This window comes from Ruegeria sp. AK4 (assembly GCF_056541025.1).
The window spans coordinates 135763-149904 of record NZ_JBQFXS010000010.1 but is presented as its reverse complement, the minus strand read 5'-3'; the positions used below and the strand labels follow the sequence as shown (position 1 = coordinate 149904).

Annotated in this window: 18 protein-coding genes; 15 read left to right on the top strand and 3 right to left on the bottom strand. The window is 62.3% G+C overall.

What is annotated here, in order from left to right:
- A partial coding sequence (locus ACR0EZ_RS17555) for an EF-Tu C-terminal domain-related protein (RefSeq protein ID WP_199023609.1) occupies nt 1-119 on the top strand: 119 nt, incomplete at its 5' end.
- 176 nt (nt 120-295) lie between these two features.
- On the top strand, nt 296-895 hold the full coding sequence (locus ACR0EZ_RS17550; RefSeq protein WP_480615513.1) for a hypothetical protein: 600 nt from the start codon (nt 296-298) through the stop codon (nt 893-895).
- 178 nt (nt 896-1073) lie between these two features.
- On the opposite strand, the gene rpe is transcribed toward ACR0EZ_RS17550, so the two are convergent.
- Nucleotides 1074-1763: a ribulose-phosphate 3-epimerase gene (rpe, locus tag ACR0EZ_RS17545; RefSeq protein WP_480615511.1), complete on the bottom strand. Its 690-nt coding sequence runs from the start codon at nt 1761-1763 to the stop codon at nt 1074-1076.
- Between the two features lie 163 nt (nt 1764-1926).
- Here rpe and phnC point away from each other — a divergent pair, with 163 nt between their 5' ends.
- The 5 genes from phnC (at nt 1927) to ACR0EZ_RS17520 (ending at nt 6651) form a co-directional block, all read left to right on the top strand.
- Nucleotides 1927-2748: a phosphonate ABC transporter ATP-binding protein gene (phnC, locus tag ACR0EZ_RS17540; protein WP_480615509.1), complete on the top strand. Its 822-nt coding sequence runs from the start codon at nt 1927-1929 to the stop codon at nt 2746-2748.
- 63 nt (nt 2749-2811) lie between these two features.
- Nucleotides 2812-3714, top strand: coding sequence for a phosphonate ABC transporter substrate-binding protein (phnD, locus tag ACR0EZ_RS17535; protein ID WP_480615507.1), 903 nt, complete (start codon nt 2812-2814; stop codon nt 3712-3714).
- Between the two features lie 68 nt (nt 3715-3782).
- Nucleotides 3783-4664 (top strand): phosphonate ABC transporter, permease protein PhnE, encoded by an 882-nt coding sequence (phnE, locus tag ACR0EZ_RS17530; protein WP_480615505.1) that lies wholly within the window; start codon nt 3783-3785, stop codon nt 4662-4664.
- Nucleotides 4661-6016, top strand: a complete 1356-nt coding sequence (gene phnE, locus ACR0EZ_RS17525) for a phosphonate ABC transporter, permease protein PhnE (RefSeq protein ID WP_480615503.1) — start codon at nt 4661-4663, stop codon at nt 6014-6016. Before phnE (ACR0EZ_RS17530) ends, phnE (ACR0EZ_RS17525) begins: the two co-directional genes overlap by 4 nt.
- Complete coding sequence (locus tag ACR0EZ_RS17520) at nt 6013-6651, top strand: LbetaH domain-containing protein (RefSeq protein WP_480615502.1); 639 nt, start codon at nt 6013-6015, stop codon at nt 6649-6651. The genes phnE (ACR0EZ_RS17525) and ACR0EZ_RS17520 overlap by 4 nt, the downstream gene beginning before the upstream one ends.
- 134 nt (nt 6652-6785) lie before the next feature.
- Here ACR0EZ_RS17520 and phnF read toward each other — a convergent pair whose 3' ends face one another.
- Nucleotides 6786-7496: a phosphonate metabolism transcriptional regulator PhnF gene (phnF, locus tag ACR0EZ_RS17515; protein WP_480615500.1), complete on the bottom strand. Its 711-nt coding sequence runs from the start codon at nt 7494-7496 to the stop codon at nt 6786-6788.
- Nucleotides 7497-7599: 103 nt separating this feature from the next.
- Here phnF and phnG point away from each other — a divergent pair, with 103 nt between their 5' ends.
- The 8 genes from phnG (at nt 7600) to phnN (ending at nt 13444) form a co-directional block, all read left to right on the top strand.
- A complete protein-coding gene (gene phnG / locus ACR0EZ_RS17510; RefSeq protein ID WP_480615498.1) occupies nt 7600-8058 on the top strand; it encodes a phosphonate C-P lyase system protein PhnG in 459 nt (152 codons plus the stop codon).
- Entirely contained in the window at nt 8058-8633 is a 576-nt protein-coding gene (phnH, locus tag ACR0EZ_RS17505) for a phosphonate C-P lyase system protein PhnH (RefSeq protein WP_480615496.1), read from the top strand. Before phnG ends, phnH begins: the two co-directional genes overlap by 1 nt.
- A 3-nt stretch (nt 8634-8636) precedes the next feature.
- Nucleotides 8637-9728 (top strand): carbon-phosphorus lyase complex subunit, encoded by a 1092-nt coding sequence (locus ACR0EZ_RS17500; RefSeq protein WP_480615494.1) that lies wholly within the window; start codon nt 8637-8639, stop codon nt 9726-9728.
- Nucleotides 9725-10321: an HAD family hydrolase gene (locus ACR0EZ_RS17495; protein ID WP_480615492.1), complete on the top strand. Its 597-nt coding sequence runs from the start codon at nt 9725-9727 to the stop codon at nt 10319-10321. The genes ACR0EZ_RS17500 and ACR0EZ_RS17495 overlap by 4 nt, the downstream gene beginning before the upstream one ends.
- Nucleotides 10322-10563: 242 nt before the next feature.
- Nucleotides 10564-11424 carry an alpha-D-ribose 1-methylphosphonate 5-phosphate C-P-lyase PhnJ gene (locus ACR0EZ_RS17490; protein WP_480615490.1) on the top strand — a complete coding sequence of 287 codons (861 nt, stop codon included), beginning with the start codon at nt 10564-10566 and terminating at the stop codon, nt 11422-11424.
- Entirely contained in the window at nt 11421-12191 is a 771-nt protein-coding gene (gene phnK / locus ACR0EZ_RS17485) for a phosphonate C-P lyase system protein PhnK (protein ID WP_480615488.1), read from the top strand. The genes ACR0EZ_RS17490 and phnK overlap by 4 nt, the downstream gene beginning before the upstream one ends.
- A gap of 24 nt (nt 12192-12215) precedes the next feature.
- Entirely contained in the window at nt 12216-12899 is a 684-nt protein-coding gene (phnL, locus tag ACR0EZ_RS17480) for a phosphonate C-P lyase system protein PhnL (protein WP_480615486.1), read from the top strand.
- Entirely contained in the window at nt 12896-13444 is a 549-nt protein-coding gene (gene phnN / locus ACR0EZ_RS17475) for a phosphonate metabolism protein/1,5-bisphosphokinase (PRPP-forming) PhnN (protein ID WP_480615484.1), read from the top strand. The genes phnL and phnN overlap by 4 nt, the downstream gene beginning before the upstream one ends.
- Here the strand turns inward: phnN and ACR0EZ_RS17470 are convergent.
- Entirely contained in the window at nt 13426-14109 is a 684-nt protein-coding gene (locus ACR0EZ_RS17470; RefSeq protein ID WP_480615482.1) for a DUF1045 domain-containing protein, read from the bottom strand. The two genes, phnN and ACR0EZ_RS17470, sit on opposite strands and share 19 nt — an antisense overlap.
- Nucleotides 14110-14142 lie beyond the last annotated feature (33 nt).

Genomic DNA, 14142 nt, shown 5'->3' with positions numbered 1-14142 from the left:
ACGTGTCGTTCGGCGTTGAGCTGATCGCGCCCATCGCGATGGAAAACGGCCTGCGCTTCGCCATCCGCGAAGGTGGTCGTACCGTTGGCGCGGGTGTCGTTTCCAAAATTATCGAATAATTTTGGAAAGCGGTGGGCGGCAGTTGCTCCGCAGGAGCAATGAGAGCCCACACCATTGAATTGAAGAGGGCCGTCCCACAAAGGGGCGGCCTTTTTCTTTTGGCAGGAATGCACGCAAGCTGCTAACGGTAATAACAATTTTTAGCAGATTGAGATTTTGCATGCTCCTTAAATCAATGACGTTTCTGTTGTGCTTGGTCATTACACCAGCAAGTGCATGCCGATACACGAAGCAGGCCGAGTTAAGCGACGTTCTCGATGCCGACGCCGTTATCGTGGGTCGCTTAGATAGGTATGAAATAATCGAGGTGGAAGTAAAAGGTCTCGGATTGCGACCAAGTTATGTTCGCTTGGTAGTCAACGTTGACGAGGTTGTCGCAGGAGATGTGGCATCCAACTTGGGTGCCAATGGCAAATTGGTCGTGAGGTCGCGCGAATTTCTGTACGGGTTGTCAGGGGAATTTGACGGCAACAAGAGCTTTTTGTTTGCGCTTCGCGCCCCACTGTATTCGATTGACTCGTTTGCCAGCGCGATCAACTTGAACAGCGATCCACTGGAATTCGTGGTTCTGCAGCAGCGTTGTTCCAAAGGTTTGATTTTTGATGCTGATGGCCCTTTGGGGACTGCTCTCCAGCAAGTTCTGGAGACTGATGGTGATCAGACTGCCGAGTTGGAAATCTTGGAAGAGTTCATTCTTGAACGAGAGGCGTTTTCAAATATGCAAAGTGAAATCCGTCGATTGCAAAGGGAAAACCACCGCTTGAGGAATAACTAAAGATCAATGAGGCAGGTGGAGGTCTTTATGATCGTAGTTCTGTAACTATGCATACGAATCCCCTCACCAACCCCACCAGCACGCGCGAGTTCTCAACAGTAACGTCAAGGCGGGGGTGTTTCCCGCTTTTTGGGCTTGATGAGCGTTGGAGATGCGAGTCTGACCCCGCGGCTTGCACTCAGGCCATCCCACTCTCAGCCGCTGCCCGGACTGCCCGAATATTCTCGCCATAGACCTCCGGTGCCGAAACCGACCCGCCCTTGAACACTGCCGACCCCGCCACCAAAACATCCGCGCCCGCAGCCGCAACCAACGGCGCGGTTTGTGGATCAACCCCTCCGTCGATCTCGATATGCACGGGGCGGTCGCCGATCATCTGGCGCAGTTTGCGGACCTTGCTGGTCATATCGATGAATTTCTGGCCGCCAAAGCCGGGGTTCACCGTCATCACGCAGACCAGATCGGTCAGGTCCAGCAGGTGCTCGACTGCCTCGGCCGGAGTGCCGGGGTTCAGGGCAACGCCCGCTTTCATTCCAGCGGCGCGGATGGCCTGCAGGGTGCGGTGGGTGTGCGGCCCGGCCTCGACATGTGCGGTCAGGATGTCGGCACCGGCATCGGCATAGGCCTGAATGTAGGGATCGACCGGAGTGATCATCAGATGCACATCCATCACCGTTTTCACATGCGGGCGAAAGGCTTTGACGGCAGGCGGGCCGAAGGTCAGGTTCGGGACGAAATGGCCGTCCATCACATCGACATGGACCCAGTCCGCGCCCTGCGCTTCGATGGCCTGAATCTCGGCGCCGAAATTGGCGAAATCGGCGGACAGGATCGACGGGGCGATCTTGATTGTGCGGTCAAAGCTCATTGTGGCCTCGTGTCAGCTAAAGTGTCGGGGTCGCGTATACCCGCGCGGCGCGCCGATGGGTAGACCCTGCGACTTTCGCGCCGTTACAAAACTTTCACCGCGCTGACACAAGTCCGTTGAACAGCGTCTGTAGCTGACCGCCAACACGAATTGGGGGTGGCACGTGCTGCGTATCAAAAAACTGACCAAGCGCTTCGGCGACAATATCGCCGTGGACTCTGCCACGCTGGATGTAGACAAACCCTGCATGATCGGGATTATCGGGCGCTCGGGCGCGGGCAAATCCACCCTGTTGCGGATGATCAATCGCCTGACGGATGCCAGCGACGGTCAGATACTGTTTCAGGGGCGTGACGTCACCCAATTGAAAGGCCGCGACAAGCGCGCCTGGCAGGCTGATTGCGCGATGATCTTCCAGCAGTTCAATCTGGTGCCGCGCATGGATGTGGTTTCCAACGTGCTGCATGGCACGCTGAACCGCCACTCGACGCTGGCAACCATGTTCAACCTGTTTCCGATGGCGGACATTCATCACGCCATCGACATTCTGGACCGTCTGGGCATTGCCGAACACGCGCCCAAACGCGCCGAGGCTCTGTCGGGCGGTCAGCAGCAGCGCGTCGCCATTGCGCGGGCGCTGATGCAGGACCCCAGGATCATTCTGGCGGACGAACCCATCGCCTCGCTGGACCCGATGAACGCGCAGGTGGTGATGCAGGCGCTGCGCCGCATCCATGAAGAGGACGGCCGGACGGTGATTGCCAACCTGCACACGCTGGATACCGCGCGCCGCTACTGCGACCGCGTCGTCGGTATGCGCGACGGGCGCATCGTGTTCGACGGCCTGCCGGAACAGCTGACGACCGGCGTGGCGCGCGAGATTTACGGGGCCGATGCCAGCTTCTCGGAAGAGGCGACCTCGACTCAGATCGAAACGCTGGACGCGACCCAAAAGGCGCTGATGGAAGCGGAAGCCACCATCTGAGCCGACCACCCCTTTCATCGACCGGCCGATGAAAGGCCGGCATATCAAACCGGAGAGAGACAGATGAAAAAACTGATGGCTGCCCTTGTGGCAACAACTGCAATGGCGGCGCCTGCCATGGCCGAGGGGATCAGCGAATTCCGCATCGGCATTCTGGGTGGCGAAAACGCTCAGGACCGCCTGAACAACAATGAATGTCTGCGCGAATACACCGAAGAGACGCTGGGCGTCGAAACCAAGCTGTTTGCCCCTGCCGATTATGACGGCGTGATCCAGGGCCTGCTGGGCGGCACCATCGACATGGCCTGGCTGGGCGCGTCGAGCTATGCCAAAACCTATCTGAGCGACGCCGAAGCGGTTGAGCCGGTTCTGGTCAAGGTCAACACCGATGGCGGCTATGGCTATTACTCGATCGGTTTCGCCCGCAAAGACAGCGGCATCACCTCGCTGGAAGACATGCAGGGCAAGACCTTTGGCTTTGGCGATCCGAACTCGACCTCGGGCTACTTGATCCCGTCGATTGAAATCCCGCAGGCCACCGGTGCAACCATGGATTCAGGCGACTATTTCGGTGAAGTGAAATTCACCGGCGGTCACGAGCAGACCATCGTTGCGGTCAACAACGGCGACGTGGACGGCGGCGTCACCTGGGCTGATGGTCTGGGCGATTGGGAAGACGGTTACCAGTCGGGCGCACTGCGCCGTGCGGTTGATGCCGGTCTGGTCGACATGAACGACATGGTCGAGATTTGGAAGTCCAAGCCGATCCCCGAAGGCCCCATCGTTCTGCGCAAGGCCCTGCCTGCGGACGTCAAGGAAAAGATGACCGCTCTGATGGCTGGTCTGGCCGACAAGGATCGTGATTGCTTCTACGGCGTGGCCGCAGGTGAAGCCCGTGCGTTCGAGCCGATCACCCATGACGCCTATGAGATCATCATCGAAGCGCGCAAGCTGAAGTCCAACTAAGCCTGCACACTCAAAGATCGGGGTCCGGTGTCGAAGCCGGGCCCCGTTTCCCCACTCAGGAGCATTCCATGACAGACCTGACCGCAGGGTCCCCCAGCGTCGACCGGATCCGGGCCGACTATACCGAGATGACACGGCGCAAGCGGGTCTATGGTGGTATTCTGCTGATCATATTCGTGGCCCTGATGGCCGCCGGGTTCCGCACTGCGGATGATCGCAACGCGGGCAGTTTCGCCGATGGCTGGCATCGCATCTTCGACTACCCGGCCGAGGTTCTGTCCGAGGCCTGGGACAAGATCGACGCGCTGCCCGCCAATCTGGTCACGTTCTTCCCGGCGCTGGTAGAAACGATCAACATCGCCGCCGCCTCGACCCTGATCGGCACCATTGCGGGCACCTTTCTGGCGTTGATGTCGACGCGCGGGATGGCGCTGTGGCCGGCGCTGATTCCCTTGTTCCGCCGGATCGCCGATATCTGCCGCGCGATCCCCGAGATCGTGATCGCGCTGGTCCTGATCTTCGTTCTGGGCGGCGGTCCGGTTCCGGCGATGATTGCAATTGCCATTCACACGGCGGGCGCTTTGGGCAAGCTGTTTTCCGAGGTGAACGAGAACGCCTCTCTGAAACCGGTCGAGGGGCTGCATTCGGTCGGCGCCAACTGGTCGCAGCGCATGTATCTGGGCGTGATCCCGCAGGTCGGACCGAACTACGTAAGCTACGCGCTGCTGCGGTTCGAAATCAACATCCGCGCCTCGGCCATCCTTGGTTTCGTCGGCGCGGGTGGTCTGGGATACGAGCTGCGCAACGCAATGTCCTGGGGGCAGGGGCGCTATGATGAGGCCGCGGCAATCTTCCTGCTGCTGTTTGTCACAATCGTTGTGGTCGACCAAATCTCCGGCCACCTGCGCGACCGCCTGACCCACGGATCCGAGAAAGGAGCGCGGGCATGAGCACCTTCGCCACCGACCTGACCCTAGACGAGTTGAAGGCCGAGGCCGACCGTCTGTTCAGCCGCAAACGCCTGATGAATTTCGGTCTCCCCGTGCTGGTGCTGGCTTATCTGACCTATGTGTTCTTTGCCTTCGATGTGCTCGGTCTGGCGGACCGCGCCAACTGGGAAAACGGCAAGACGCTGGTGGCCGACAGCTACAGCTACAAGACTCATATCGAGCGTGACAATCGCACCGGCGAGGTCTCGGCCGCCATCGAGGGTGAGCGCAAGGGGGCCTATCCGGAAGGCACCGCCCCGGATTGGGTCGCGCTGGGCGAGATGACGGTGATTGATCTGGAAGACGGCCACATTGTGCGCTTCGGGCCCGAGACCGTGGAATATGACATACCCGGCTACGGCACAGTGCGCGCCACGCCGACCCGTTCGGCGGGTGTGCAGGCCGAACTGCCTGCGGGTGAAGTGCCCGCGTGGATCAACATCTCGAAAAACCGGATGGCGATCACCACCGATGCGGGCCGCCTGACCGTCACCCGCAACCGGTCCGAAGTGTTCCGGTACTTCACCGGGTGGGAGTTGTTCTGGTTCACCCTCGACAGCCCCTATTACGGCAAATCCTTCCCGCAACTGGCCGGGCTGGCCGCAAACGGAGAAGCGGGCGCGATCCTGAACGACTTCTGGACCAACAAGATGTGGCGGCATCAGGATGTCGCCTGGGCTATTTTCGAGACCATCCTGATGGCGTTCCTCGGCACTCTGGGCGCGGGCATGGTGGCCCTGCCGCTGGCCTTTCTGGCGACGCGGAACTTCAACCCGCTGAGATCGGTGCGCTTCCTGACCCGCCGTGTGTTCGACTTTGTCCGCGGCGTCGATGCGTTGATCTGGACCGTCGTTCTGGCCCGCGCCTTTGGCCCCGGCCCGCTGACCGGCGCACTGGCCATTCTGGTGACGGATACCGGGACCTTCGGCAAAATCTTTTCGGAAGCGCTGGAGAATGTGGATCAGAAGCAGATCGAAGGCGTTCAGTCCACCGGGGCCAATGCGCCGCAGCGGTATCGCTTTGGTGTGATCCCGCAGGTGACGCCAGTGTTGCTGAGCCAGTTGCTGTATTTCCTCGAATCCAACACCCGTAGCGCGACGGTGATCGGCGCGATTACCGGCGGCGGCATCGGCTTGCTGCTGACGCAAGCGATCATCACCCAGAAAGACTGGGAAGAGGTCGCCTATTACATCGTCCTGATCATCCTGATGGTGATGTTGATGGACTGGTTCTCGGGCTGGCTGCGCCGCCGCCTGATACAGGGTGAGACCGGCAAGCCGCGCAAGCCTAAAACCAAACGGGTATCGCCGTGAACGTAAGCGTGCAAACGCCCCAGGCCCGGTTGCGCGCGGATCAGCCGTTTATTCAGCCCAACTGCCAGATCACCAACAGCCGTTTCGGCGCATATGTTGAGATCGGGGCCGGCAGCCGGATCACGAACGCTGTCTGGGACGACTATTCCTATTGTGACCGCACATGCGACATCGCCAATGCCCGGATCGAGAAGTTCGCCAATATCGCAAGCTTCACCCGCATCGGGGCGACGGATCACCCGATGGAGAAAGCCTCGCAACATCATTTCCTGTACCGGTCCGCGGATTATTGGGCGGATGAGGCGGACGATGCCGCGTGGTTTGCGCATCGCGCCAGCCGGACCGCCCATATCGGGCATGACACCTGGATCGGACATGCGGCGATCATCAAGCCCGAGGTGACCATCGGGCACGGGGCCATTGTCGCGTCGGGCGCTGTTGTGACCAAGGATGTGGCACCCTACACCATCGTCGGCGGGGTGACGGCCAAGCTGATCCGCCGCCGGTTCCCTGCACAGGTTGCCGAGCGGATGATGGCCTTGGCCTGGTGGGATTGGGACCACGCCCGCCTGCGCGACGCGTTACCCGATTTTCGAACGCTGAGCGCCGAGGCGTTTCTGGAGAAATACGAATAAAGCGGCATCGCTGGTCGCGGGGTCTCCCGCACCCGCAGGACCATCGGCTACGCCGATCGCCCTTGGCGGCGCCGGGCCCAACGGGATGAGACCTCCGCAAGGGGGCCGAAGGCGGGCGGGAGGGCGGCCGGTTCTTAATCCTCGTTCAATGTCAGAGTCACGCGCTCTCCGGCGAAAACGGTTCTGCCGTATTCAACCGGGGTTCCATCGGGGTCAGCGTTGATGCCGATGGAAAACAGGATCGGGGCACCCTCGGTCAAGTGCAGATGCAGCGCCTGCGTCGCGGTTGCCGCGCGCGCGGTCAGACGGGTCGAGATACGGGTGTAATCCGCGATGCCGCAGCTTTGCAGGGCCTTCGTGACCGATTGCGTCTCGGTCAGAGCGGCCAGCAGGTCGGGAAAGCGCCGGGCGGGAAAGACGCTTTGAAACAGGGCGATGGGTTGTCCGTCGGCCAGCGACAGGCCGTCATACACATGGACCGGGTCGCCGGTTGTCAGGTTCAGAGCGTCGGCCTCGGCCTTGTCGGCTGCGCGGGTGGTCAGGGCCAGAAGCTTCTTGCCGGGGATCTTGCCGCTGGCCGAGATGCTTTTGTGATAGCGCACGCGCTTGCCGATCGGGTAATCCGTCGGCCGCGCTGCAACGAACACCCCGGCACCGCGCCGCGCATGCACAAGCCCCTGTTCGGCCATCTCGGACAGCGCGCGCCGGACCGTGTGGCGGTTGACGCCGTGCCTTGCCGCCAGCTGCGCCTCGGTCGGCAGGCGGTCTCCGGTCTGATAACGCCCTTCCGCGATGTCCGAGGTCAGCCCCAACGCGATGCTTTTCCAGATGGGTGTTTTACGCATGTCACCAAATATTCACAGAGTTAGAGATTGCGGGTGAGGGCACCGCAGGTTAATATTTGTCTAGTTGTATAGTTGATATAGACAACCCGGCCAAGAGGCTTTGATGACCGATCAGACAGAAATCGCGACTGCTGCGCGCAGGGAATGGATGGGCCTGCTGGCCCGCGCGCCCGAGGATGCAGTGATGACCCTTTGGGACAGTGTCGGCACCCGCCCGCGCTTCGATTGGCTGCGCGCGCCGGAAGTGGGCGGCGTGATGGTGCGCGGGCGCATCGGGGCAACCGGCGCGCCGTTCAATCTGGGCGAGATGACGGTCACGCGTTGCTCGGTGGTGCTGGAGGATGGCACTGTGGGCCATGCCTATGTCCAAGGCCGGTCCAAACCCAAGGCCGAGGCGGCGGCGCTGATTGATGCCCTGATGCAGACCCCGGCGGCTGACACGGTGCGCCGCAAGGTCGTCGATCCGCTGAAGCATCAGATGCAGGCCGAGAAAACCGCTCGTGCCGCAAAAGCGGCGGCCACGAAGGTCGAGTTTTTCACCATGGCGCGGGGAGAGGACTGATGACCGCTCAAACCCAATATTCCGGCGGGTTTCAGAACCCTCCGATCGATGCCGCCCACGCCTTTCGCGCCGCCATGACCGTCATGGCCCGTCCCGGCGAAATTCGCACATTGTCGGGCAGTGAACCGCCAGCGCCTTTGTCCGTGGCGGCGGGCACCTTGCTGCTGACGCTGTGCGACCCCGAAACCAAGGTCTATCTGGCGGGCTCAGTCGATACCGAGGCGGTGCGCAAATGGCTGACTTTCCATACCGGCGCGCCGCTCGTCTCAGCCTCGGAGGCGGACTTTGCCGTCGGCACATGGGAGGCGCTGGGATCGCTGAGTATGTACCGAATCGGGACACCGGAATACCCGGATCGCTCGGCGACGCTGATCGTGGAATGCAGCGACCTGCAGCCAAGCGGCGCGGCGCTGAGCGGGCCGGGTATCAAGGACGTGGCCCATCTGTCGCTGCCGGATGCCGGGGCGATGCAAGCGAATGCGGCGCTTTATCCGTTGGGATGCGATTTCTTCCTGACCAGCGGCGACAAGGTCGCGGCGCTGCCGCGCAGCACGCAGATTACGGCGGAGGGTTAGGCGATGTATGTAGCTGTCAAAGGCGGCGAAAAGGCCATCGAGAACGCCCATGCCTGGCTGGCCGAAGAACGGCGCGGATCGACCGATGTGGCGGAGCTCAGCCTTGCGCAAATCCGTGAACAACTGAGCCTTGCGGTGAACCGGGTCATGGCCGAAGGGTCCCTGTTCGACCCCGACCTTGCTGCGCTTGCCATCAAACAGGCGCGGGGCGATCTGATCGAGGCGATTTTTCTCGTCCGCGCCTACCGCACGACACTGCCGCGCTTCGGCTATTCGAACCCGGTCGAGACGGGGGGCATGATCTGCGACCGCCGGATCTCGGCCACGTTCAAGGACGCGCCGGGGGGGCAGGTTCTGGGGCCGACCTTCGACTACACGCACCGTCTGCTGGATTTCAAACTGGCCGCAGATGGTGAAGCCCCCGCAGCGCCCGATGGCATTGCCCGGCAGGAGCCCACGCCGCATATCACCGAATTCCTGCACGATGAGGGCATCATTCAGGACGAACCGGCCAGCGAAGCGACGCCCGGCGACCTGACGCGCGAGCCGCTGGAGTTTCCGGCGGGCCGCCCGCTGCGCCTGCAATCCCTGACGCGCGGGGACGAGGGTTTTGTTCTCGGCATGGCCTATTCGACCCAGCGCGGTTACGCCCGCAACCATGCCTTTGTGGGCGAGCTGCGGATCGGCAAGGTCGCGGTCGAGATGGACATCCCCGAGCTTGGCTTTGCCATCGACATTGGCGAGGTCGAGCTGACCGAATGCGAAACCGTGAACCAGTTCAAGGGATCCAAGACCGAACCCCCGCAATTCACACGCGGCTATGGGCTGGTCTTTGGTCAGTCCGAACGCAAAGCCATCGCGATGGCGCTGGTGGATCGCGCACTGCGGTGGGAGGAACTGGGCGAGGACAATCTGGGCGCACCGGCGCAGGATGAAGAATTTGTCCTGAGTCACGCAGATAACATTCAGGCCACCGGCTTCCTCGAACATATCAAGCTGCCCCATTACGTCGATTTCCAGTCCGAACTGGAACTGGTGCGCAAGCTGCGCCGCGAGGCCGAAGAACGGATCACCCTGCAGGAGGCAGCAGAATGAAGGCAGTTGTTTTTGACATTGGCGGCGTGTTGGTCGACTGGCAGCCGCATCTGGCCTGGGTCGAGGCGCTGGGCTCGGAAGATGCCGCCCATGCGTTCATCGAGCGCACGGATTTCAGGGCCCGCAACGCGCGGGGCGATAATGGTGAGCGTTTTGCCGATCTCGCGCAAGAGTTGGACGATCCGCAGGACCGCGACCTGCTTGCAGCCTATGTCGGGCTTTACAGCAGAACGGTAGAGAACCCGATCCACGGCACCTGGGCAATCCTGGACCGACTGAAGGCGCAAGGCACGCCGGTCCATGCCATCACCAACTGGTCGGCTGAGACCTGGCCCGAGGGGCTGAAAGTTCACCCGCGATTGGGTGAGGTCTTTGGCACTCTGGTCGTATCGGGGCAGGAGCGGGTGATGAAACCCGACGCCCGGATTTTCGAAATCCTGTGCGAACGCTCGGGCCACGCGCCCGAAGATTGCATCTTTATCGATGACGGCGTGCACAATGTCGAAGGCGCCCGGGCCGTGGGCATGGACGGCATCCACTTCACCACCCCGCAAGCGCTTGAGATTGCGCTGGCGAAAAGGGGGCTGCTGTGAGCCGCAACGTACATCACCACAGCCCCGCCGCAGGGCCGACCGGCCCGACCGCAGTCAGGGGCGGGGCGGCTTTTGGCGCTTGCCGACCGCACTCCACTTGTCCAGCGGGTCCCGTTTTTGAGCGTGATGCCGTCGCCGCGTGTGACGGGCATGTAGTAAAAGATAGAACAAAAGCGCCAATAGCAGCGCGCCTAACACCAATACGTCCACAAAAACACCATTAAACAAAGTGATACATCAAAATGAGTGAGTATAACTTCGCATATTTGGGCGAACAAACCAAGCGGATGATCCGCCGGGCGATCCTGAAAGGTCTGGCCGTGCCGGGCTATCAGGTGCCCTTTGCCAGCCGCGAAATGCCGATGCCCTATGGCTGGGGTACCGGCGGGGTGCAGGTCTCGGCGGCGACGCTGACGCCCGAGGATACGCTCAAGGTGATCGATCAGGGCGCGGATGACACCACAAACGCGGTGTCGATCCGCAAGTTCTTCGAGAATACCGCAGGCGTCGAAACCACCGAGGAAACCGAAAAGGCAACCGTCATCCAGACCCGCCACCGCATCCCCGAGGCGAAGCTGCGCGAGGATCAGATCATCGTCTATCAGGTGCCGATCCCGGAACCCCTGCGGTTTCTGGAACCGCGCGAGACGGAAACACGCAAGATGCACAGCCTTGAGGAATACGGGCTGATGCATGTGAAACTCTATGAGGATATCAGCCAGCACGGCGCGATTTCGACCTCTTACGCCTATCCGGTGAAAGTGTCGGACCGCTATGTAATGGACCCGTCGCCGATCCCGAAATTCGACAATCCCAAGCTTGAGATGGACGCGATCCAGCTGTTTGGGGCGGGGCGGGAACAGCGGATCTACGCGGTGCCACCGCATACACAGGTCGTCAGTCTGGATTTCGAGGACTACCCGTTTGAGGCCACCAAGGCCGATCATGCCTGTGATCTGTGCGGGGCCGAGGACAGCTATCTGGATGAGGTCATCATGGACGATGCGGGCAACCGGATGTTTGTCTGTTCGGACACCGATTATTGTCGCTCGCGCCGCGCGGATGGGTATCAGGGCCGACTGGCCGGGGAGTATGCGGCATGACCCCTCTGCTGCAGGTCAAAGGCATCGAGAAACGCTATGGCGCGCGGATCGGATGCAAGGATGTGAGTTTCGATCTTTATCCCGGCGAGGTGATGGGGATCGTGGGCGAAAGCGGCTCGGGCAAGTCGACCCTGCTGAATTGTCTGGCCGGTCATCTGGAACCGGATGCCGGGCAGGTGATCTTTGAAACCCGCACCGCTGGGCCGGTCGATACGGTGACCATGTCCGAGCCCGAGCGCCGGATGCTGGGCCGCACCGACTGGGCCTTCGTGCATCAGCATGCCCGCGACGGCCTGCGCATGTCGGTCAGCGCCGGCGGCAACATCGGCGAGCGGCTGATGGCGGTGGGCGACCGTCACTACGGGGCCATCCGGAACCGGGCGGTTGACTGGCTGGGCCGCGTCGAGATCGACGAAAGCCGCGTCGATGATCGTCCGACCGCGTTTTCCGGCGGGATGCAGCAGCGGTTGCAGATCGCCCGCAATCTGGTCACTGGCCCGCGTCTGGTGTTCATGGATGAGCCGACCGGCGGGCTGGATGTCTCGGTCCAGGCACGTCTGCTGGACCTGCTGCGCGGTCTGGTGCGCGAGATGGGGCTGAGCGCGATCATCGTCACCCATGACCTGGCCGTGGTGCGCCTGTTGGCGGACCGGCTGATGGTGATGAAAGACGGGCGCGTGGTCGAGGCCGGGCTGACCGATCAGGTGCTGGACGATCCGCAGCATCCATATACGCAACTGCTTGTGTCCAGCGTTCTGCAGGTTTGAGTATTTGAGAAAAGATGAAATGCGATGATTGAACTGATCGACGTCTGCAAGAGCTTTACCCTGCATAATCAGGGCGGTGCGGTCCTGCCGGTGATGGAGGGTGCGGCGCTGAAGGTCGCGCCCGGTGAGTGCGTGGCGCTGACCGGGGCCTCGGGCGCGGGCAAGTCGACGCTGATGCGGGTGATCTACGGAAACTATCTGGCGGCCTCGGGTCAGGTGCTGGTGGGTGGGCTGGACGTGGCCCGCGCCGAGCCGCGCGAGATTCTGGCGCTGCGCCGCGAGACTTTGGGTTATGTCAGCCAGTTTCTGCGGGTGGTGCCCCGGGTGCCGACGCTCGAGGTTGTGGCCGAGCCGCTGCTGGCGGTGGGCTGCGACAAGCAGGCGGCGCTGGACAAGGCGGCGGGGCTGTTGGCGCGGTTGAACATCCCGGAACGTCTGTGGTCGCTCAGCCCCACCACTTTTTCGGGGGGTGAGCAGCAGCGCGTGAACATCGCGCGTGGTTTTGCCCATGAGTATCCGGCGATGCTGCTGGATGAACCAACAGCCAGTCTGGACGTGCGCAACCGCGAGACCGTGCTGTCCCTAATCGAAGAGGCCAAGGCGCGCGGGGCGGCGATTGTCGGCATTTTCCACGATGTCGAGGCGCGCGCGCGGGTCTGCGACCGTTCGGTGGACGTGTCCGATTTCTCGCCGGGTCTAGTGGCATGAGTCTTGCGCCGGTCATAGCGGTCGTCGGCCCCTCCGGGGTTGGCAAGGACAGCGTGATCGAGGCGCTGACCGCCCGCGCGCCCGGCATTCAGCGGGTGCGCCGGGTGATCACCCGGCCCGAGGGCGAAGACGGTGAGGATTTTGAGCGCGTGTCCGAGGACCGCTTCCGGCAGATGGTGCAGGCCGGGGATTTCGCGCTGCACTGGCCTGCACATGGGCTGATGTACGGCGTGCCCGCCGGGATTGCGTCACAGCGCGGCGAGGCCGATGCGGTTCTGGTCAACCTCTCGCGGGCGGTTCTGCTGCAGGCACAGGCGGTGTTCGGCGATCTGATCGTGATCTCTCTGACCGCCGATGCCGGTGTTCTGGCCCGGCGGCTGTCGGAGCGCGGGCGAGAGAGCGCGGACGAACAGGCGCGGCGGCTGGGCCGGGCCAAAGCGTCTCTGCCCGAGGGGTTGCAGCGCGTGATCGAAGTCGACAATTCCGGTCCGCTGCAGGCCACGGTGGACGAAATCCTGACCTGGCTTCAGCCGGAAAGGGCGTAGCGATGGATCAGGTGGAACCGCCCGTCCTCGGCCTCGCCCATCAGCGCCAGATCGGCGATGCGGAACGGCGCGGGCAGCAACGGTCCGAGGCGCGTGTCCAGCGCAGCCTGCACCTGTGTCAGCGTCGGTTTGTCCAGCTTGCCGCTGAGCGTGATGTGAAAGCGAAAGGCGTCCAGCACATAGGGATAGCCCCATTGGGTCAGGTTGGCCTGTTGCGCGGGTGTCAGACCAGCGGCGCGGCGGCGGGCCAGTTCGGCCTCGGATGCCGGTGCGCGAAACGGGTCCAGATCGCGCACGCAGGCGGCGGCCAGCGCGTTCAGCGCGCCTGTCTCGCCCAGCGGGCGCAGCGCCAGAAACCGACCCAGCCGGGCGATCTCCAACCCGTCCAGCACTACTTGCGACTGCTGCGTGGCCAGCTGCGCACAGGCGTCCTGCAACGCGGCAACCGACTGGCCCGGGGCCAGATGAAAGGGCGGCTTCATCGTGGCGTGCAGGCCATACTTGCGCGGAACTTCGGTGATGGCGGCGACGTCCATGCCCGCGACGGCGGGGTGCGCGGCAGGTTGGCCGGTTTCCATGTCCCATCCCAGCCACCCGGCACCGAATTTTGTCCATTCAGCCCCCGCAGGGGGCGCAAAATAGATCGCGTATCGCGTGAATGTCACATTGGCCTCCTATTGCGTGGCCGTTCCATAGCT